At 46.6% G+C, this 19,453-nt stretch carries 13 protein-coding genes and 1 pseudogene; 4 read left to right on the top strand and 10 right to left on the bottom strand.

All coding sequences use genetic code 11. From position 1 onward, the window contains the following. Positions 1-175 precede the first annotated feature (175 nt). Positions 176-358, top strand: coding sequence for a hypothetical protein (locus DYH48_RS14495; protein WP_115335192.1), 183 nt, complete (start codon positions 176-178; stop codon positions 356-358). A 253-nt stretch (positions 359-611) separates the two neighbouring features. On the opposite strand, the pseudogene DYH48_RS14490 reads toward DYH48_RS14495, so the two are convergent. Further along, positions 612-3,325 (bottom strand): annotated as a pseudogene (locus DYH48_RS14490) (DEAD/DEAH box helicase). Between the two features lie 712 nt (positions 3,326-4,037). On the opposite strand from DYH48_RS14490, the gene DYH48_RS14485 reads away from it, so the two are divergent. Further along, positions 4,038-4,580: a DinB family protein gene (locus DYH48_RS14485; protein ID WP_115335191.1), complete on the top strand. Its 543-nt coding sequence runs from the start codon at positions 4,038-4,040 to the stop codon at positions 4,578-4,580. Between the two features lie 416 nt (positions 4,581-4,996). On the opposite strand, the gene DYH48_RS14480 is transcribed toward DYH48_RS14485, so the two are convergent. The 6 genes from DYH48_RS14480 to nadK all read right to left on the bottom strand — a co-directional run bounded on the left by DYH48_RS14480 (position 4,997) and on the right by nadK (position 14,472). Further along, the gene (locus tag DYH48_RS14480) at positions 4,997-5,566 is read right to left on the bottom strand and encodes a LutC/YkgG family protein (RefSeq protein WP_115335190.1); all 570 of its coding nucleotides are present in this window, start codon (positions 5,564-5,566) and stop codon (positions 4,997-4,999) included. Between the two features lies 1 nt (position 5,567). Beyond that, positions 5,568-6,965, bottom strand: a complete 1,398-nt coding sequence (locus DYH48_RS14475) for a lactate utilization protein B (RefSeq protein WP_115335189.1) — start codon at positions 6,963-6,965, stop codon at positions 5,568-5,570. A gap of 10 nt (positions 6,966-6,975) precedes the next feature. Further along, positions 6,976-7,719, bottom strand: a complete 744-nt coding sequence (locus DYH48_RS14470) for a (Fe-S)-binding protein (RefSeq protein ID WP_115335188.1) — start codon at positions 7,717-7,719, stop codon at positions 6,976-6,978. Positions 7,720-8,043: 324 nt separating this feature from the next. Next, complete coding sequence (locus tag DYH48_RS14465) at positions 8,044-10,848, bottom strand: FAD-binding and (Fe-S)-binding domain-containing protein (protein ID WP_115335187.1); 2,805 nt, start codon at positions 10,846-10,848, stop codon at positions 8,044-8,046. 64 nt (positions 10,849-10,912) lie between these two features. After that, positions 10,913-12,556, bottom strand: a complete 1,644-nt coding sequence (locus DYH48_RS14460) for an L-lactate permease (protein ID WP_006085150.1) — start codon at positions 12,554-12,556, stop codon at positions 10,913-10,915. A 1,037-nt stretch (positions 12,557-13,593) separates the two neighbouring features. Then, the gene (nadK, locus tag DYH48_RS14455) at positions 13,594-14,472 is read right to left on the bottom strand and encodes an NAD(+) kinase (RefSeq protein WP_012588194.1); all 879 of its coding nucleotides are present in this window, start codon (positions 14,470-14,472) and stop codon (positions 13,594-13,596) included. A gap of 100 nt (positions 14,473-14,572) precedes the next feature. On the opposite strand from nadK, the gene grpE reads away from it, so the two are divergent. After that, positions 14,573-15,193: a nucleotide exchange factor GrpE gene (grpE, locus tag DYH48_RS14450; protein WP_006080881.1), complete on the top strand. Its 621-nt coding sequence runs from the start codon at positions 14,573-14,575 to the stop codon at positions 15,191-15,193. 162 nt (positions 15,194-15,355) lie between these two features. On the opposite strand, the gene dxs is transcribed toward grpE, so the two are convergent. From dxs to xseB, 3 genes are read right to left on the bottom strand one after another with little or no spacing between them, the layout of a single operon-like run. Beyond that, positions 15,356-17,224, bottom strand: coding sequence for a 1-deoxy-D-xylulose-5-phosphate synthase (gene dxs, locus DYH48_RS14445; RefSeq protein ID WP_006080882.1), 1,869 nt, complete (start codon positions 17,222-17,224; stop codon positions 15,356-15,358). A gap of 21 nt (positions 17,225-17,245) precedes the next feature. Beyond that, entirely contained in the window at positions 17,246-18,127 is an 882-nt protein-coding gene (gene ispA / locus DYH48_RS14440; protein WP_115335186.1) for a (2E,6E)-farnesyl diphosphate synthase, read from the bottom strand. Between the two features lie 2 nt (positions 18,128-18,129). Next, positions 18,130-18,369: an exodeoxyribonuclease VII small subunit gene (gene xseB, locus DYH48_RS14435; RefSeq protein WP_006085154.1), complete on the bottom strand. Its 240-nt coding sequence runs from the start codon at positions 18,367-18,369 to the stop codon at positions 18,130-18,132. Positions 18,370-18,683: 314 nt separating this feature from the next. Between xseB and pomA the strand changes: the two genes are divergently transcribed. Continuing rightward, positions 18,684-19,451 carry a flagellar motor protein PomA gene (gene pomA / locus DYH48_RS14430; RefSeq protein ID WP_006085155.1) on the top strand — a complete coding sequence of 256 codons (768 nt, stop codon included), beginning with the start codon at positions 18,684-18,686 and terminating at the stop codon, positions 19,449-19,451. Positions 19,452-19,453 lie beyond the last annotated feature (2 nt).

The raw sequence follows: 19,453 nt of genomic DNA, 5'->3' as shown, positions 1-19,453 counted from the left end.
GCTTACTTCTTATTTTGGTTACTCTCCGGGAGAGTATTTTATTGAGGTCTACTTGCTTGGCTTAATAGTAATTTCACTACTACTTACATTATGGCTTGCAATATTTAACTCCGGTAAATCTAAAGTTGACGAATACGCTATTTAATTTACTGATAAAGAAGTGCGCTATATAAATATGACAACACTTGAATCTATTTCATGGAGTGATTTTAAGCGTTTTAAAATACTGGGTATATTTTTAAAAAAATTAATAATATACGGTAAAAATAAAAATATATCTTTTGATCTTCATGTTTTCAATAAAGAACAACAAAAAGAAATTATTTCAGAGCTAGAATACAGAGACACCCAGCTTTAATAGCGCAGTTGTTAACTTCCGATTATGCTTGGGATAAGTACAATACAATCCTTTTAAATTAGTTAGTTAACTCCCGCAACCAAGCTGTCATCTACGTCACAGGCAAGGGAAATGAGCTTTACTGTAAATGTTTAGTTCATGAAGCTTAACAAATGTCTCATAAGGGACTGTTAACGCGTGGCGTTTCCAGACCCATTGAACCGCGGTGGTTAAGGCTATTGTGATTGAGTTGGGTAGTAGCGTTGTATACCGCTTAGGCGGGCGTTATACCTAATTGCTGGCAAATATGTTGGATACAAAGTTCCCGCTGCTGACACCAAAGCCCATAGCTCACGGGGATGAGTTTAATCCCGGCACGCTGTAAGAGTTTATACATATCAATATCGAAAAAGTCCGCCCAAGGTCCTGGGTAGCCGATTAAGTCTATCGCTAAATATTGGTTACCATAACGGCATAATATGTCTAGTTCGAGCCCCGCCATATGGTAGGCGCGCCATACTGTAATCCCTTTTTTTTCAATCTCTTGTGCCACCGACTGCCCAAAGGTATCGAGTGTATCGACATAATTATGTGCTGCTTGAAATTGACCTGCCGACTCTAAGTACTTTGCCAGTAAACTGTGCTTTGCCAGTTCATGCTCTTGCACGGATAAGAATAGCCATTGCGCCTGTTTGGCTCGGGTAATCGCGACATTGAACATATCGGCGCGATTTAAATACACGGCGGCGCGGCCGTCGTTGGCCGTAATGCTAAAAGAGATCAGCATAATATCGCGCTCTTCCCCTTGAAAACCAAAGGGCGTAGCAATCCTCAATTGGTGACGTTCTATTTGCTGTGCACTAAAACGCACCATGATTTGCTGGGATAAATACTCTGTTTGATTGCGGAAACAAGAAAGAATGCCGATGCTGGAAGGCACTAATGTATTCATTTGGTCATCAATCAGTTGTGATAACTTTTGAATTAAAGCCTCCGCTTCTAGTCTGTTAACTCCCTTGCTATCGCGCGCGCCTGTTACTTGTATTCTATGTAAGTGCCCTGAACTCGTGCAGGGTCTGTGCTGCATAATCTTAAGCATGCCTTGGTAAAATTGCTGATTACTAAATTGGATCAGCTCAGGTTTGCTACGGAAATGCTCATTTAAAAATACCACTTGAGACTGGCTCGTGAGGGATTGCGATACTAAGTCGAGCATGCTCGCATCACGATAGCTCATTAACCCGCGACAATCCTGTGCGAGTCCTAACTGAGTGTGGATTTGGGTTTGCTTCGCGCGGGATAAAAACGAGAAATGTCGTAATTGTTTGTTATCACCAACAACCAGTGCCGCCTTTGCCCGCTGCAATGCAGGTAAACATTCGGCAATATTGGCTTGAGTTGCTTCATCAATAATCACCAAATCAAACATTTGCAGCTCCATAGGAAGCACTTTATGTAAGCTGGTAAGGCTAGATAGCCAAATAGGAAATGTTTGTTTTAAGGCATCAAAATCTGTTTTGTAGAAACCTTCAAGTTGCTTAGCGGACTGCCGTGCGCGTAACGCGGTGGCGAAGCTCACGAGGGTATTGCGTTTATTTTTGAGTAATTGGTTTAATCGATAGCTGGTTGCCAATTGTAGATATTTGAGGCTTAAGCTTTCTTTTTGCGCGATCAGTGTCGTTAATTTATCGAGCACATTCCATTGTTGTGCAAACTGTTTGATCCCCGCACGGTATGCCCAATTGTAAAATCCTAAGCGCCAACGCGATTGCCCTTGTTGTAAGGTCGCCAGTTTTTGGCCGCGACGTATAGCATGTCGGCAATGGCGTATAAAGCCTGTTTCCATATTGGCTTGCTCACGGATCACAGTATTAAGTTGCTGTTTTGCATGGCGTAGTAAAATTTCAGTCACAGCTTGGTCAACCGAAGGGTGCTGACCATGGAGCATTTCATCAATTTGAGTTTTCAGTATTTTAATAAACTGCGGAGAACCCGCTCGGATAAGACTGCTACCTAGCTGGAATTGTTGTTGTAACTTATCGGCAATCACATCAACAGCAACATCTGTGTGGGCGACGATGAGGACAGATTTTCCCCTTAGTACCTGCTCCGCTGCAACGGTGGCGATTGTGTAACTCTTACCTGTCCCAGGCGGACCTGAAATCTGCCCTAATGTGCTACTGGCCGCTATCTTTAACGCCTGAATTTGGGCGCGGCTTAACAGCCCAGGAAGATAATCTTCTTGCGTGTCTACATTGTCGCTTGTTGATCTTGTTTGTTGAGTTTCTGCGAATAGCGCTTTAAGCGGCGCAGATAGTTCAGGCGCTGTTATTAGCTTGTCGAGTTCGTGCAAAATGCCACGACTAGCGAGTGAACGCTCTGCAAGTATGATTTGGCTTCGACTGACAAAAAAGTGCCCACGTTTACGGCATAAGCCAGTGAATTCAGCTTCATCGATCAGTTGTGGAAAATGCAGTAAATGACTCGGGTCTACATCGGCTTGGCCTGCACGCAGCCAAGATATCCAAGCGCTCACGTCTGTTGGATTGTCGCGTAACTCTTGACTTAGCTGTGACCTTCAACGACTAATTTTTCTAATAGTGCTTCATTGATGGTGAATGGCCCTTGGCCAGGAAATGTGTCATTGCCTTGCAGGTAAATGTTATCGCCATCAGTGTGTAATTGGCATTCGCGGTAAAGGAGTGGTGTCACGACTTTACGTTTTTCGCCATTAAGTTCGACTGTGCCGCAGAAAAATAAACAACAGTGCAATAATACCTTTTCACGTAAATACAAAGCGCTACGGGTCAATAATACGGAGGCGGGAGCAAATGGTACTGGTAAGCGGGGTAGGAAGCCACTGCTTAACTCGTCTTCATGTTGGAGTAATAGCTGATCTTGCTCGGCAAGCTTGTGGCAAGACCAGAGGTTGATTTCGGCACTATCATGTTGAAAACATTGTTTGTAGTAGTTGAGAATCCCTTGCAAATCCTATCCATCCCAAAGGTTTAATTGGCGATGCGAGAGTAACCTAATCGCATAAGTCGAACAAGGTTTGTACCGTCTGTGGATGGTTTATCCATAATCGCAATAAGCCTAAAAGAGGGTGAATATAAGGGGAATATAAACAGGAATATAAAGACACCCAGCCTTAATAGCGCAGTTGTTAACCTCCGACTATGCTTGGGTTAAGCATTAAACAAGGAGGTTTGTATGCCGCGTCCTCGCAGAACTGACCGATTACTGCGAACATTTAGAAAAGCGACGACGGCACTTTGCGGCAAGCTGTCAGCACTTTCACAGCAACTAACTGCAATCCTGCTTAACCAAACTAATCACTGCCCATTTGTTTTATTGGGTGGGTTAGCATGTCTTAAATACACTATATTTTAATGAGTTAGCTCATTTTTATGCCTCAACTTTAGCCCTTCAACTTTTTATGACTCTACTTTAAGCAATGTTAGCTCGTACACGTTGTAGACAAACCAAAAGTGCATTATGTTGTTGATCTAAAATGGATGGCCTGATTTTTTTGCTAATCGTGTAATATGTCGATATCACGCATGATGTTGGATCTAGTAGGTTTTTGGCGAAATTGATTAGATCAAACAGCATCATGCGTGTCTACTTATTTGAATCCCATCGAATTTATCTGGGGATTCGCTAGATTAATGCGTTATGCATAATGGAACAGAATCCGATGAGTCTTCAAGAACACTTCGAATTACTCGCAAACTACAATGAATGGATGAACCTCAAGATATACGATGCATCCGCAGCTCTGTCAGCGCCAGAACTAATCTGCGACCGAGGCGCCTTCTTCAAGTCAATCTTAGGAACTCTTAACCACATTGCAGTAGCCGATACTATTTGGCTTCAACGGTTTGCTGAACACCCGTCTTGTAAACTCACTCTAAAGCCAATTATTGAAACCCCCAAACCAACGAATTTAGATAGCTTATTATTCTCCGACCTCACACAGCTTTATGACTTTCGTCAATGGCTTGATAAATTAGTTGTCACATGGGTTTCTAGCTTAAAAGAGCAGGATCTTTCCTACACACTAAGCTACAAAAACATGAAAGGCATACCAGCTTGCCGCCAATATTCTAGTTTAATGCTACATTTTTTTAATCATCAAACACATCACCGAGGCCAAGTGACTACGCTATTGGCCCAAGCAGGCCAAGACGTAGGCGTTACAGATCTATTAGCACTTATCCCTGACAACCATCATGCATAACAAATGGTTCAAACCGTTCGCTTCGCTCACTGGGATGGGCTAAAGCCCGCCCCTTAACAAAACGTTACCCTATAGAAATTTTTATGAGAAATTCACCTGTTATAGCTGATGACCTAACACGCTTTTGTCCAAAAGTATGTTGCGTAATTTTTTCAATCCACAGGTTCCGCTAATGCTAAAAAGGTGAGCCATGGTGATTCGCGAGACGACCGTCCACCCCATGGACGGGGCGGTCGAGCATCCACGGATGGACTGGCTGCGAGTCGTCGAGTGAATGCCATGGCAAGCCTGTGTGAGTGGACAACCCCTATAGAAACCGTAAAGTCTCGATAAGAAAGCCGCCAATGAAGGCGGCTTTTGTGTTTCGATTGTCCTGTAACCTCTGTATTTTCTTGGTTACATTAAATCTCGAGGCATTAGAGCAAATACACGTTCAAGCTGCAGGCGCCGTGGGCACCGACGACGAGGGCTTGTTCGATATCGGCGGTTTTTGATGGACCCGCGATAAACACCCCGAACTCACCGACATCTAAGGTGATTTCTTTTGCCGCTTGATGCATGTTCGGCACAATTTTATTGGTGGGTAGGGCTAAGATCAGGTTTTCACAGATAAACGGCGTGACTCTGTGGCCTAAATTTTTATTGTTTACCCAAATTGCGCCGTTTTCGGCAACGCCAATGTCCCCTGGGATCACCGCATAATCTATGTCTTTTAGCTCATGGGCGGTGGGGGGCACTTCGCGGTTGGCCTGTACTCCATCAACTAACGAGATCACCTGTAACCCTTGGACGATAAGTTCATCGACTTTGGCTTGCAAGGCAACGATGCCACCTTCTTTGTGTAGTGTACCTGCGACAGTATTGAGGTTGGTCTCGAACTGGCCGACAAGGTTTTCGACTCTTGGCGTCACATCTATGCTCGGCATAGGATGATTTGTTAAGGCCGACAGTTTGAGCGCATTGAGAATTTCAAGTTTACTAGACATCTTATAGGCTCCTGTGTTTCTTAAACCAAGCTTCAAAGCTGGAGTTCGGGGCGACGGGCAGTTCACGGTATTTGCCCCATGCACCGCTAAAGGGTTTCAATAGGCTACCCGGTAGAATGCGCAGTGCGGTTCTCGCCACACTCATCGAGCAGTTCAGCATGGTTTCGCTTGCCATAAATTTACCCACTAATGGCATGTAACTGTTTTTGCCGTATGGGAGTTTTCCTGCTTCTGCCTTAAGGCGTCTGTGGTGGAAAATAATCTTATCGAGCGGCACCTTAGTCGGGCAGATATAGGTACAGCTGCCACACAAGGTACAGGCCCAAGCAATCGAGTTTGTGTCATCAATCTTAGCGCCCACTGCGATACCAATTGGGCCCGGAATGGTGTAGTTGTAGCTGTAACCGCCAGAGCGACGATACACAGGGCAGGTATTGAGGCAGCCACCACAACGAATACACTTCAATGATTCTGCTAGGATTTTATCCTTGAGCATCTCAGTGCGGCCATTGTCGACGATAATAATGTGCATCTCACCTTCGGGCTGTGGGCCACGGTAAAAGGCGCTGTAAGTTGTAACAGGTTGACCTGTGGCGTTACGTGCCAGTGTGCGTAGCAAGACGGCGGCGCTGTCTACATCGGGCACCACTTTATCGATCCCCATTGAATGCAACTGTAACTTAGGCAAGTTAGTGCCCATGTCGGCGTTGCCTTCGTTGGTACAGACCACTACGGCGCCTTTATCGGCAATCGCCATGTTCACGCCTGTCATTGCCGCATCTGCGGTGAGGAACTTTTCACGCAAATGCGCGCGGGCGGCGCGGGTCAAATACAAGGGATCGGATTCGCCCGCTTTAGTGCCGAGTTGTTCATGGAAGAGGTCGCCGACTTCTTCTTTTTTCATGTGAATTGCGGGCACCACTATGTGTGATGGCGGCATTTTGGCGAGCTGAATAATCCGCTCACCTAAGTCGGTATCGATGACTTCAATACCATGTTGTTCTAAGTACGGATTGAGGTGACATTCCTCGGTCAGCATTGACTTCGACTTCACTAATTTTTTGACGTTATGGCGAGATAAAATGTCATGCACGATGCGATTGTGCTCGGCGCCGTCTTTGGCCCAATGGACTTGTATGCCGTTGGCGATACAGTTTTGTTCAAAGGTTTCAAGATATTGAGCAAGATGGGTTAGCGTGTGCAGCTTAATTTCTGAGCCTAACTGACGCAGTTGTTCCCACTCTGGGATGCTACCCGCGGCGCGGTCGCGTTTTTCTCTGAGCATCCACAGGGCTTTTGAATGCCAGTCGACACGCGTTTCGTCGCGGCAAAAAATATCGGCTTTATGGGCATGGACCTGTGAGCCTTGACTAGCCTCGTGATTATGATTGTAAGCCATGGTGAGTCTCCTAGATCGCGGCGTTCAGCACTTGCGCTATGTGGCGAATTTCAATCGGCAATTGCTGTCTGCGGATCATGCCATCAAGGTGCAATAGGCATGAGGGATCAAAACCCACCACATACTCAGCACCCGTTGCAGCGTGGGCTTGGGCCTTGTCTTTTCCCATTTTAGCCGATACTGCGCCTTCATCGACGGCGAAGGTGCCACCAAAGCCGCAGCATTCGTCACGGCGGTCGGGATACACTATGTCTAAACCCGCTATATTAGCGAGTACGGCTTCGACTTTGTTGAATCTTGGCCCCATTTGCTCACTCGGGGTGGCGAGGTTTAGCATGCGGATGCCATGGCAACTCAGTTGCAGGCTTACCTTGTGCGCGAAGGGCTTGGTAAAGGCGGGGATCGGCGCGATATCGTGTAAAAACTCAGTCAGTTCATAGAGTTTGTTGATCACAGCTTGTGCTTCTGGGCTGCTATCAAACTCGTGGAAGTTTTCTTTGGCGGCTACTAAGCAAGAGGCGGCAGGGCAAACAATCGCATCGCATTCCACTCCCTTAAAGGCGTTGAGCAATTTAAGGGTGGTACTGCGCGCTGCATCGAAACAACCTGAGTTTGTCATCGGCTGGCCACAGCATGTTTGACCCGCGGGTAGAATCACTTGGTGCCCGAGTTTCTCTAATAATTCCAAGGTGGCAATGGCCACCTCTGGCATCATTTGATTGACTAGACACGGGATGAAAAGGGCGATTTTCATTGTGTTTTCTCTTTCTTGTTAGTGAACGACATTGCCTTGCGGTGTGACCCCAAAGTCCACACAAATGCTAAGGTATTTTAACTAATATAGGCCCATCCTTGCGGAATAAGTAGCCCTAATTTAGTAAATGAACTTGCGGATTTTTGCAAAAATGAGAATATTTTAACTTGCTGATTATGTTGCTTTAAAAATGTATTTATTCAGCTTTAGATTTATCAATAATATTAAAAAATGAATAAGTGAGAATAGTTCGCTTATATAAATAAACGGGGCTAAAAATCGCCCCGTTTTCTACTATGATTTTCCTCGTCTAATTATCCCAGTTTAGCGACTGCACTCTTCGAGTAGATAAGCCAAGTGGCGATAGGAAATGCCACTGTGCTGAGTGAGTCCAACCTCACACATGCGGTTGGCGTAATAGCCTTCCTTAATCTCGACAGGAATGAGCTTTTTGATATTACGCAGTGCGCTGGCGTTGATTTCAGGCTTGTACAAGCCTTTTTCACCCGCGTAACCACAGCAGTCAATTCCCGCAGGTTTGAGCACTTGCGTAGAGCAGGCATCGGCAATCGCTTGCATCTTAGGCTCAAGTTTCATCTTGCGTGCGCTACAACCTAAGTGCAGTGCTACATTGACTTTTTTACTGATGTTCAGCTTAGTCAGCAGGTTGTCGTGCATAAATTCAACTAAGTCGATAATCTGCACTTTTGGATTACCCGACAAAGTCCGGTAGGTACAAGACAGCGCATCGACGACCACAGGCAGCTTGCCACCATTGGTCATTTTGCTCACTGCATCGATAAGTTCTTGGCGTTTGGCATCGGCGTTTTTAAAGTCGCCCTTCGATTCCCACATCTGGCCGCAACATAAGTCGCGGGTTTTCTCAGGGGTAATCACGTTATAGCCCGCGCGTTCCAGTAGCGTCACGACCACTTCTGGCAAGGTGCGGTTGTCGGGATCTTTTGGTGTCGGACCAAAAGTTCTGCCGCCACAGGCAGGGAAGTAGACCACCGTTTCTTGGCCCATTTTTGCAGGTGATGGTTTTGGCAGTTTGCCGCCTTTCGGGAAATCAGGATTCCAATACGGCACTTCTTTAGAAATCAGGCGGCCGGTTTTCATCAGCGCACTGGTGATGCTATCGCCGGTGATTTTGTGGATCACGCCGAGCATGTCAAAACCTGAGCTGATCACTTGGTTAACTGCGCCAAAATGTTTGGCTTGGAAATCTAATACTTTTTGTTCAGTCGTGCTGATGTACGGTGTACGCAGTTTACGCACCAGTTGGCCCATGCTGTTATCCACTGGACACGCAATGGTACAAAGCTGACACGCGGCGCAAGTATCAACCACATCGTATTTAGCGGCGGCGCGCATTTCGGCTGCGGCGGCTTTATCACCGGACTGCTCTAAGCGCTCGATTTCACGCAAAGTGGCAATACGTTGGCGCGGCGAGAAGTTAAGTGCCGATGTTGGACAGGTTTTTTCGCAGAATCCGCATTCGATACACTTATCGACAAAATCATCGACCACAGGGCAGGGCTTAATGTTTTTCACATGCACTGTGCTGTCATCGTTCAAGATAACGCCGGGGTTAAGCATGCCTTCGGGATCGAAAATATGCTTGATGCGTTTCATCAAGGTGTAGGCATCGGCGCCCCATTCCATTTCAACAAAAGGCGCTACCGCGCGGCCCGTGCCGTGTTCGGCTTTCATCGAACCGTCGTACTTGTGGATTACCATTTCGGCGACATCTTGCATAAAGCCTTGGAAACGCTCGATATCGGCTTGCGATGCAAAGGTCGGCGTGATGATAAAGTGGAAGTTACCCGCTAATGCATGGCCGTAGATCACCCCTTCTGGGTAACCATGTTTGTTAAATAATGCGGTTAAATCCGCCGCTGCTTCGGCTAAATGTTCAACGTTAAAGGCCACGTCTTCGATAATAACTGAGCTGCCCTTTGGACGTTCGCCACCAATAATAGGGAACAGGCCTGAGCGCATTGCCCAGTATTGGCTGTAAACGCTGGCATCGCTACTGAAGGTAATGGGACGTTCCGTTTTAAGGTGTGACAGTTTAGCAATCACATCTTGGGTGTAGGTTTCTAAGGTTTGAGCATCATTAGCGCGGGATTCAATCAGTAGAATCGCAGAGCCGTCAGGCAGTGTGCTTAACCAATCTGGCATGCCTTTTTTGCCAGTAACGGCTTTGATGGATGCCCAGTCGAGCAATTCGGCCGCGGCAACGCTGTCACCCGTAATGGGCGGAATCGCGCTGGCTGCATCCACCATATTGAAGAATACCGCCATGGCTGAGGCTTTAAATTTGGCCTCATCGACTGTGTGGTAAGTCACTTCTTCAACAAAAGCTAGCGTGCCTTCTGCGCCGACAATCAAGTGGTTAATCAGCTCGAAGGGATCTTCAAAATCCACAAGGGAGTTGATGCTGTAACCTGTCGTATTTTTGATGGAATACTTTTTACGAATGCGTTGGGCGAGGACTTCATTACCTCGGGTGAGTTTGGCTAACGCCGTCAATGAATCTAACAGTTCGCCATGGGATTGGGTAAAGGCGGCTTTGGATTTGTCACAGCCGGTATCTAATTCAGTGCCATCGGCAAACAAGAGTTTGACTGATGCGATGGTTTGATAGCTGTTTTGAGCCGTGCCGCAGCACATGCCTGAAGCGTTGTTGGACACAATACCGCCCACCATGGCCGAGGTCAGAGTGGCGGGATCCGGGCCTATCTTCTTATTCAGAGGCTTGAGTACTACGTTGGCATCGGAGCCAATAACGGCTGCACCTAAGGTGATCTTATTACTGTCTGGACTGACTTCTATGGTTCTAAAACCATCATGGCCCAAAATCAGTAAAATGCCTTCGCCAATGGCTTGGCCCGATAAACTGGTGCCTGCGGCGCGAAAGGTTACTGGTACTTTGTGAGTGCGAGCAATGGCCAGTGTGTGTTTTGCTTGTTCGAGATTATCGGCATGCACAACAATTTCTGGCACTATGCGAAAATAACTCGCGTCGGTAGACCAAGCGAAGCGGCGGACAGGATCATTGGATACTGCAGATTCGCCGAGCAGTTTAATTAAGTCTTTATATACAACGTCATAGTTAATTGACATAAGGCTACTCTCTTAACGCTAAAAATGACCAAGGCCGCCGCAGCGACCTTAGTTTTCAATGGGCTTAGAAGCCACCCCACAGGGTTGCAATAGTGCCCGCAAGTAATGCATAACCAATGGCGACGGGCATGGTTTTACGGATGATTTCTGACTCTCTACCCGCCATACCTACCACAGTCGCAGCCGCAACCACGTTCATTACACACATCATGTTACCTGCGTTCGCACCTATGCCTTGAAGGGCAAGGACGAGAGCGTGGTTCATGCCGATATTGTCAGCCACACTGTACTGTAGGCCTGAGAACATCATGTTGGAGAAGGTTGCTGAACCCGATAGGAAAGCACCAAATATACCGACGATAGGCGCCATCCAAGCCCACACAGCGCCCATGGAACCTGCCAGCATATCTGCTAATGCGACAGGCATAGAGGCTAAGCCTGCACCATTCACACCTGAGTTTAAGAAGATTTTCACCATAGGCACGGAAGCCCCTAATGAAATAATGGTAGGTAACATGGATTTACATGACACACCGACCGTTTGCTTAATCGCAGGGCTTTTCATTTTGAATAGGAAGAAACCTAAGATACACACGGCAACGAAGAAGGCGCCAGGCGCATATAGTGTCGCAAAGCTCGCCTTAAGTTCAGTGCCCATCAAGCCAGTCCAGCTGATGTTAAAGCCAGATAACCAGGCTTTTAACGGTGCAACGGTACGTGACAGCACTAACAGCGCAGCCATGATGATGTAAGGTGTCCAAGCGGCGATTTGGGAAAATTTAGCTGTGGTTTCCACTTTGGCGGTTTCTTGGTTGTCATTCTCGGCAAAATCATTCCAAGCGGCTTTAGGCAGCAAGTAGCCTTTGCGAGCGACTGGGATAACCATCGCCATACCGATTAAAGAACCGATAACCGATGGGAATTCTGGGCCAGCAACATAGTTGATGATCCACGCTGGAACTGTAAACGAAAGACCTGCAAAAATCGCAAATTTCCAAATCGCTAAGCCTTCTTTGAAGGATTTATTGCGACCAAAGAAGCCTGTCAGAATCGACACCATCACTAATGGAATTAACGAACCTGTGATTAAATCGATAGTGATCATGTGCATTGCAATAAACTGCGCAAAGTCAGCATAGGTGCCGCCATGTTCAGCAATTTGCGCCGCAGCCATGCTTACGCCGCCTTGGGTCAAGCCTTGCTCCATACCAAAGAGTACAGGTAGACCAATCGCGCCGAAGGACACACAGGCAGAGTCGGCAATCAAAGCAACAACTGCTGCGGCAACCGGTGGCACGCCAAGCAGTACGAGCAGTGGTGCGCCAATCGCGGCGGGCGTACCAAAGCCAGCACTGCCTTCGATAAAGGCACCAAATAACCAACAGATGATGATCACTTGCACACGGGCATCGGCGCTGATGTTAGTGAAACCTGCGCGGATAGTGTCCATCGCACCTGAATATTTCAGGGTATTCAGTAGGAACACAGCACCAAAAATGATGGTTAAAGGTGTAATGGCTGAGAGCAGTCCTTCGAGGACCGATGCCGCCAGTAATGTGGTATCCATTTGCCAAATAAACACAGCGGCGAGCGCAGTGACTAGCATGGAAATGGGCATAGCCTTTGATGCGGGCATTCTGAGTAATACTAGGAATAGCATTACACTGAGCACAGGCGTCAAGCTGGCGAGGAGTTGAAGTATTGTCATGCTTGCCTCTTCATAAAGTGGTCTGTCTTATTATTGATATTAGAATTTTTCATCTGCCTTCATGTCGACTTCCCAGACCGATAAATCAGCAGTTAATACTGCAACGAGTTATGGTCTCGACATTCTGTGTTGTGTACTAGACGCTATTGTGGGCTTGACTAATATGATCTAGATCATCTTGGCTGCTATATGAAATGCTAATTTACAGTGCTGCGGGACACTTCTCTCAGGGGATTTATCTATCTGTGACAGTGATCACTTAGACGGCTAGGCGTATATCTATTTCGATTATATTAAATTTAAGTTATCGGTATTTTAGTTATTAAAACTAGAGTTATCACTCAAGTTGATGGTCATTATTGCAATTAACTGATCCATTTATTTCATTAATAGGTTGTTATTGGTTTTTTCAGACATTTTTAAGGTGTGATTAAGGTCGCATAGGGTGATGCCGCTGAATTGGCAATGTTACGCTGGCATATTTCAAGATATTGTTATAGTTGACTAATGTTGCAGTTGGTAGGTGTTTTTTTATAGTGTTCCAGATCACTTTTTTAAATGGTGGAGTTTTCTTGTGATGCATGTCACTTAATTAATTTTACTTTAATATGAAATTAAATAACCGTTATTTAAGTTACTTTCAGTTTATTTGAGCCAATAGCGCGCCATAAATGTCGATGATATTGAGCGGCTAACGCAAATGTTGAAATTAAAAGTCACCGCTTCTAATAGTTTAAGCTGAATTATTGAGAGTACAGGGCTAAATTGAGGCGAAAAGTTTACGTAATAAAGCGAAAGAATGCTGTGCGAACTTTTATCAGACTGGTTAGTGATATTAATTCGCAAATGCGATGGATGAGAATGTCAGCTCGTTTATTTAATCGAGTGGGTAGTTCACTCACTATTATCTTAATGAGATCTTCTCGTATTTAGCCGCCGTTTTTTCTGGGGATATAGAAGGAATAAAAAAGAGACGGGATACGTCTCTTTTATGGGAACTTGGGTAAATTATGGTAATAGGACAAATATGCGCTGGCTTAAAACAACTTGCTGCCCCAGCCTAATTTAGTCCGTAGCACGTGGAAATAATTGTGCCCTTTAGGATGAATTAAGCGTAATCGTTCTGAGCTGCGGCGCACTATGATTTCATCGCCCGGTAACACGGCTAAATGCACGTGGCCATCACAGCTGACTTCGAGGTTCTCGCCATTGTCCGGTGACACCACCATTTTAATGGTGCTGCAGGCATCGACGACAATCGGGCGGCACGACAAAGTGTGCGGGAACATAGGCACTAAGATCAAAGCCTGCAGATTAGGCGTCAGGATAGCGCCGCCAGCGGAGAGGGCATAAGCCGTTGAACCCGTTGGCGTTGACACTATCATGCCGTCGGCACGCTGGCTGTACATGAACTGATCGTCAATATAGACCTCAAACTCAATCATGTGGGCAATTTTACCCGGATGGAGTACGGCTTCGTTGACGGCGGTATTGCTCGCCTTGAGCATACCGTGGCGATAGACTTCGGCTTCAAGTAAGAATCTGTGCTCGGTATCAAACTCACCGTCGAGGACTTTGGCGAGCGCTTCTTCAAAGGCATCGGGCGGCAGGTCGGTTAAGAAGCCCAAATTACCGCGGTTAACGCCAATCACGCCTAAATCGAAGCGGGCTAATACCCTAGCAGCACCAAGCATGTTACCGTCACCACCGACGACTATGGCTAAGTCGCAGCGCGCGCCAATTTCTAGTAAATCGACCGCCTCGATATTGGGCCCTAGTTCGGCAGCAACACGCTCTTCCACTAAGACTTCAAAGCCTTGCATTGTCAGCCAATGATGCAGACGTTTTAAGGTTTGGTTGGTCCCTTGGTGATGAGGTTTGCCGATAAGGCCGATAGTATGAAACTTTGTGGTCATATTTATGCTAGATCTGGCCTTAGGCCTTGAAACGTCAAAATTGATCCCCATAATATGCCCAGAGTATTTCAGAAACAAAGCATTTTTAGCTGGAGTGAAAATGAGCAACGAATCGATTAAAGCAGAACAGGATCTGATCCAAGAGGGTGTAGAGTCTGAAGTATCTACCGCAGAAGCAAGTCTGATCGATGAGCTTACCCAGGCCAATTTCCGTATTGAAGAGCTGGAACAGTTACTCGCTGAAGCTTTGGCGAAAGTTGAAGAGCAGAAGGATTCAGTCATCCGCGCTGCAGCCGAAGTCGATAATATTCGTCGTCGTGCCGCAATGGATGTGGAAAAGGCGAACAAGTTTGCCTTGGAAAAGTTTGCCAATGAACTGTTGCCAGTACTTGATAACATGGAGCGCGCATTGATGGGGACTAACCCAGAAGATGAAGCGACTAAATCGATTTATCAAGGTGTTGAGTTAACTCAAAAAAGCTTACTCACTGCGGTGGCTAAATTTGGTGTTAAGCAAATTGATCCACAAGGTCAGTCATTTAACCCAGATCAACATCAAGCGATTGGCATGCAGCCAAGTGCTGAGTTCCCTGCGAACACTGTGATGTTGGTGATGCAAAAGGGTTATGAGCTGAACAGTCGCTTGCTGCGCCCTGCTATGGTAATGGTGTCACAGGGTGGCCCTAACCAAGAAAGCGCAACGATAGATATCGAAGCTTAAGCTTTATTGGATCAGCCGCTGTTATAACAGACAGCAACAAAAAAGGACTGCAATTGCAGTCCTTTTTTTATGGGCGGTGATATGTGCAGAATTTGTATTGGTAGGACTGAGCACCTTACCGAGATAAGTAAGTTCTAACTATTACGCCAACTATTGAGCTATTTATTGTGCTAGATAAGCATTGATTTGCGCCAGTATACCTTCGGCATCCAGTTGCAAATCATGGGTAACTTCCTCTGGCGAGCCATGTTTGATGAATTCATCTGGCAAACCAATTTGAAGCACGGCTTTAGGCATTCGCAGCTTTTGAAGCTGCTCAAGCACGCCAGCACCTGCGCCGCCCATAATGGCGTTTTCTTCCACTGTGACGAGTACTTCGTGGGTTTGCGCCATCTCTTTGACCAAATCAACATCAAGTGGTTTCACAAAGCGCATATCGACAACCGTTGCATCTAAGCTTTCGGCAGCGGTTAACGCCGACGCTAACAAGGTGCCAAAGTTGAGTATGGCAATGCGCTTACCCACACGTTTGATCACGCCTTTACCAATCGGTAATGCCGTCATCGCTTCGACTTGCGTCGCTCCCGTGGCACAGCCCCTTGGATAACGCACTGCACTTGGGCCTGCATCATAGCAATAGCCAGTGTAGAGCATTTGACGACATTCATTTTCGTCCGACGGCGCCATGATCACCATGTTGGGGATGCAGCGCATAAAGCTTAAATCGAATGCACCTTGGTGAGTTGGACCATCGGCACCGACAATACCGCCACGGTCAATAGCAAACAATACCGGTAATTGTTGCAGCGCTACATCATGAATAAGCTGATCGTAGGCGCGTTGCAGGAAGGTCGAGTAAATTGCCACCACAGGCTTAAAGCCTTCACAGGCAAAACCTGCTGATAGGGTGACAGCATGCTGCTCGGCAATCGCCGCATCGAAATATTGTTTAGGAAAACGCTGGGAAAACTCTACCATGCCAGAGCCTTCGCGCATCGCAGGCGTAATCGCTAACACTTTCTCATCTTGCTCGGCTATGTCGCATAACCATTTACCAAAGACTTGAGAAAAGGTCGGCAAACCGGGTTTGGTGGCCGGCTTTTTAAACAGCGACGGGTCAAACTTAGGCACCGCATGCCAACCGATAGGATCTTTTTCAGCAGGTTCATAACCACGACCTTTCTTCGTCATGATGTGCAGCACCTGTGGACCTTTAAGATTGCGCATATTACGCATGGTCTCGACCAGAGCATCAACATCGTGGCCGTCGATAGGACCGATATAGTTGAAACCTAACTCTTCAAACAGGGTGCCAGGAACGACCATGCCTTTGAGGTGTTCCTCAGTGCGCTTGGCCATTTCTTTGATGACGGGCATGCCTTTCAACACTTTCTTGCCGCCTTCGCGCAGCGTAGTGTAAAAACGGCCTGACATCAGTTGTGCTAAATGGTTATTGAGGGCGCCGACATTTTCAGAGATCGACATTTCGTTGTCGTTCAACACCACGAGCATGTCATTGTGCAAGTCGCCAGCGTGGTTCATGGCTTCAAACACCATGCCGCCTGTCATAGCGCCATCGCCGATCACGGCAACGACTTTACGACCCGCTTGCTCTTTTTCTGCGGCAATAGCCATCGCCAGTGCGGCGCTGATAGACGTGCCTGAATGCCCAACGCTGAAAGTGTCGTATTCACTTTCTTCACGCCATGGGAAAGGATGCAAGCCATCTTTTTGGCGAATGGTGTGCATCTTGTCGCGACGACCCGTGAGAATTTTGTGGGGATAAGCCTGATGGCCCACATCCCAAATTAGCCGATCAAAAGGGGTGTTGTAGACATAGTGCAACGCAACAGTGAGTTCCACTGTGCCGAGCCCAGAGGCAAAATGTCCGCTGGATATGCCAACAGACTTAAGAAGGAACTCGCGCAGTTCGTCGGCTACTTGTGGTAAAAGTGCCTGAGGAAGCTGGCGGAGTTCATTAGGGGTGTTGGCCTGCGCCAACACGGGAAACTGAGAAATGTCCAAACTCATAGCGAGATACTTCGACTCTTATTATATTCTTCGCTCAATGATATAGCGGGCGAAGTCTGCAATTAACTGGCTATTGTATGGCAATTTAGCCAGCGCTGATAGTGCCTCTTGGATCAGTTGTTTGGCGGTGTCTTGTGCACCTTGTAGTCCAAGTAGTTGTGGAAACGTACTCTTATTCGATTCAGTATCAGAGCCTTGCGGCTTACCGAGTTCTTCGGTGGTGGCTACGATGTCAAGGATATCGTCTTGTACTTGAAAGGCGAGTCCGACCGCATGGGCAAAATCCATCATAGCAGCATACTGATTTTTTGGCGCGTTTGCGGCGATTAACGCTAACTCAACGGCGCAGCTGATAAGGGCGCCCGTTTTCATATTATGTAACTGAGTTAATGCTTTAAGATCAATATGTTTATCTGTTGAGGCTAAGTCTATCGCTTGGCCGCCACACATGCCACGATAACCTGAGGCTTTTGCCAATACTCTGACCATAGCGATATGTTGCTCGCTGCTGATCCCAGGGACCGCTTCGGTGACAATTTCAAAGGCTAAGGTCTGCAGTGCATCCCCCGCTAAAATGGCGGTCGCTTCATCAAAAGCGATATGCACTGTGGGCTGACCACGGCGCAGTTCATCATCATCCATGGCGGGTAAATCGTCGTGGATCAATGAATAAGCATGGATACATTCAATGGCTGCGGCGCAAGCATCTAATTTTTCGAGCTCGACCCCAAACATGCGTCCGACACTGTAGACAAGGAAAGGTCGAATGCGTTTGCCACCCAATAAGGCGCCGTAAGTCATGGCGGCTTTTAATTGGGGAGCAGTATCTTCAAGCGTACTAAAACGCTGTTTTAATTGATTATCAACCCGTTGTTGATATTCTTGAATGGCACTGACTAACACGCTTATTCGCCCTCAACGGCATAGGGGGATAGGGGCGCATTTTCATCTTGTTTCAGTAAAATGGCCACTTTTTGTTGGGCTTGTTCGAGTTTTGCTTGGCTATTTCGAACCAGATTGATGCCACGTTCAAATTGTTTTAACGCGTCATCGATGGAGATATCGCCTTGTTCTAGATCGGCAACAATGCGCTCGAGTTCGCCAAGGGATTCTTCAAAACTGAGATTTTCGGGTTTCTTCGCCACGTTTATGCTTCCTTTGATTTAGCGGACACAAGGTATATCAGGGCGGCTTTAGGGTCAAATTCAGACTAAAGATATTTGCTCAATAGCACGCTTTGTTACTGAAATTTTTTCAGAAAATATAAATTGTCGCTAAACTTGCTTAGTGTGTGTCCGATAACTGACAATAGTATCATCATTTGTATGGTAATTTTTAACTGGATAGACAAGGCTCGCATGTATGTCGGTGGGATTATCTTACTCAGTGGAACAACTGAGTGTTATTGCTTACTTAGGGTAAGTATTATGTCGTTTATTACGAAAATTGAGGAGCCGTTGTGGATTTAGCAACAGTAATTGGAATTGTGGGTGCCTTTGGTTTTATCCTCGGGGCAATGGCCACCAGCGGCGGTTTAATGATTTTCGTTGATGTACCCTCGATTCTTATTGTTTTCGGTGGGTCCTTCTTCGTGGTGATGATGAAGTTCAATCTTAAACAGTTTTTTAGTGCGGTAAAAATCGCCGCCAAAGCGTTTATTTTTAAGATTGATAAGCCAGAAGATTTGATTGAACAGTCCGTGACTATGGCTGATGCCGCCCGTAAAGGCGGTTTTTTAGCTTTAGAAGAAGCGCAAATTACCAACAGCTTTATGCAAAAAGCCGTCGACATGCTTGTTGATGGTCACGATGGTGAAGTGGTGCGCGCTGCCTTAGAGAAGGATATCGCCCTGACCGAAGAGCGCCATCGTACAGGGATCGGCATTTTTAGAGCGTTTGGTGACGTAGGTCCGGCAATGGGCATGATTGGTACGCTGGTGGGTCTTGTGGCCATGCTGTCAAACATGTCAGATCCTAAATCCATCGGCCCCTCGATGGCGGTGGCCTTGTTAACCACCTTATACGGCGCTATGGTTGCTAACATGGTTTGTCTTCCTATCGCGGATAAGTTAACGCTTAGGATGGGTGAAGAAATGCTGAACCGTAACTTGATTATGGATGCGGTATTGGCGATTCAAGACGGACAAAACCCACGGGTGATTGAAGGCTTCTTGAAAAATTATCTGGCTGAGAAAAATCGCAAAATAGATACAACGGACGGAGAGTAGCC

It is taken from the genome of Shewanella baltica (genome assembly GCF_900456975.1).
GTDB classification, from domain to species: domain Bacteria; phylum Pseudomonadota; class Gammaproteobacteria; order Enterobacterales; family Shewanellaceae; genus Shewanella; species Shewanella baltica.
The sequence above is the reverse complement of the archived record's forward strand: the minus strand, read 5'-3'. Positions and strand labels throughout refer to the sequence as shown.

What these genes read in the sequence shown, in the direction of transcription:
- DYH48_RS14470 (WP_115335188.1), bottom strand. Translation starts at nt 7,719, where the DNA reads ATGAAAATCGCCCTTTTCATCCCGTGTCTAGTCAATCAAATGATGCCA.
- DYH48_RS14465 (WP_115335187.1), bottom strand. Translation starts at nt 10,848, where the DNA reads ATGTCAATTAACTATGACGTTGTATATAAAGACTTAATTAAACTGCTC.
- nadK (WP_012588194.1), bottom strand. Translation starts at nt 14,472, where the DNA reads ATGACCACAAAGTTTCATACTATCGGCCTTATCGGCAAACCTCATCAC.
- dxs (WP_006080882.1), bottom strand. Translation starts at nt 17,224, where the DNA reads ATGAGTTTGGACATTTCTCAGTTTCCCGTGTTGGCGCAGGCCAACACC.
- DYH48_RS14495 (WP_115335192.1), top strand. Translation starts at nt 176, where the DNA reads ATGACAACACTTGAATCTATTTCATGGAGTGATTTTAAGCGTTTTAAA.
- DYH48_RS14460 (WP_006085150.1), bottom strand. Translation starts at nt 12,556, where the DNA reads ATGACAATACTTCAACTCCTCGCCAGCTTGACGCCTGTGCTCAGTGTA.
- DYH48_RS14485 (WP_115335191.1), top strand. Translation starts at nt 4,038, where the DNA reads ATGAGTCTTCAAGAACACTTCGAATTACTCGCAAACTACAATGAATGG.
- grpE (WP_006080881.1), top strand. Translation starts at nt 14,573, where the DNA reads ATGAGCAACGAATCGATTAAAGCAGAACAGGATCTGATCCAAGAGGGT.
- DYH48_RS14475 (WP_115335189.1), bottom strand. Translation starts at nt 6,965, where the DNA reads ATGGCTTACAATCATAATCACGAGGCTAGTCAAGGCTCACAGGTCCAT.
- DYH48_RS14480 (WP_115335190.1), bottom strand. Translation starts at nt 5,566, where the DNA reads ATGTCTAGTAAACTTGAAATTCTCAATGCGCTCAAACTGTCGGCCTTA.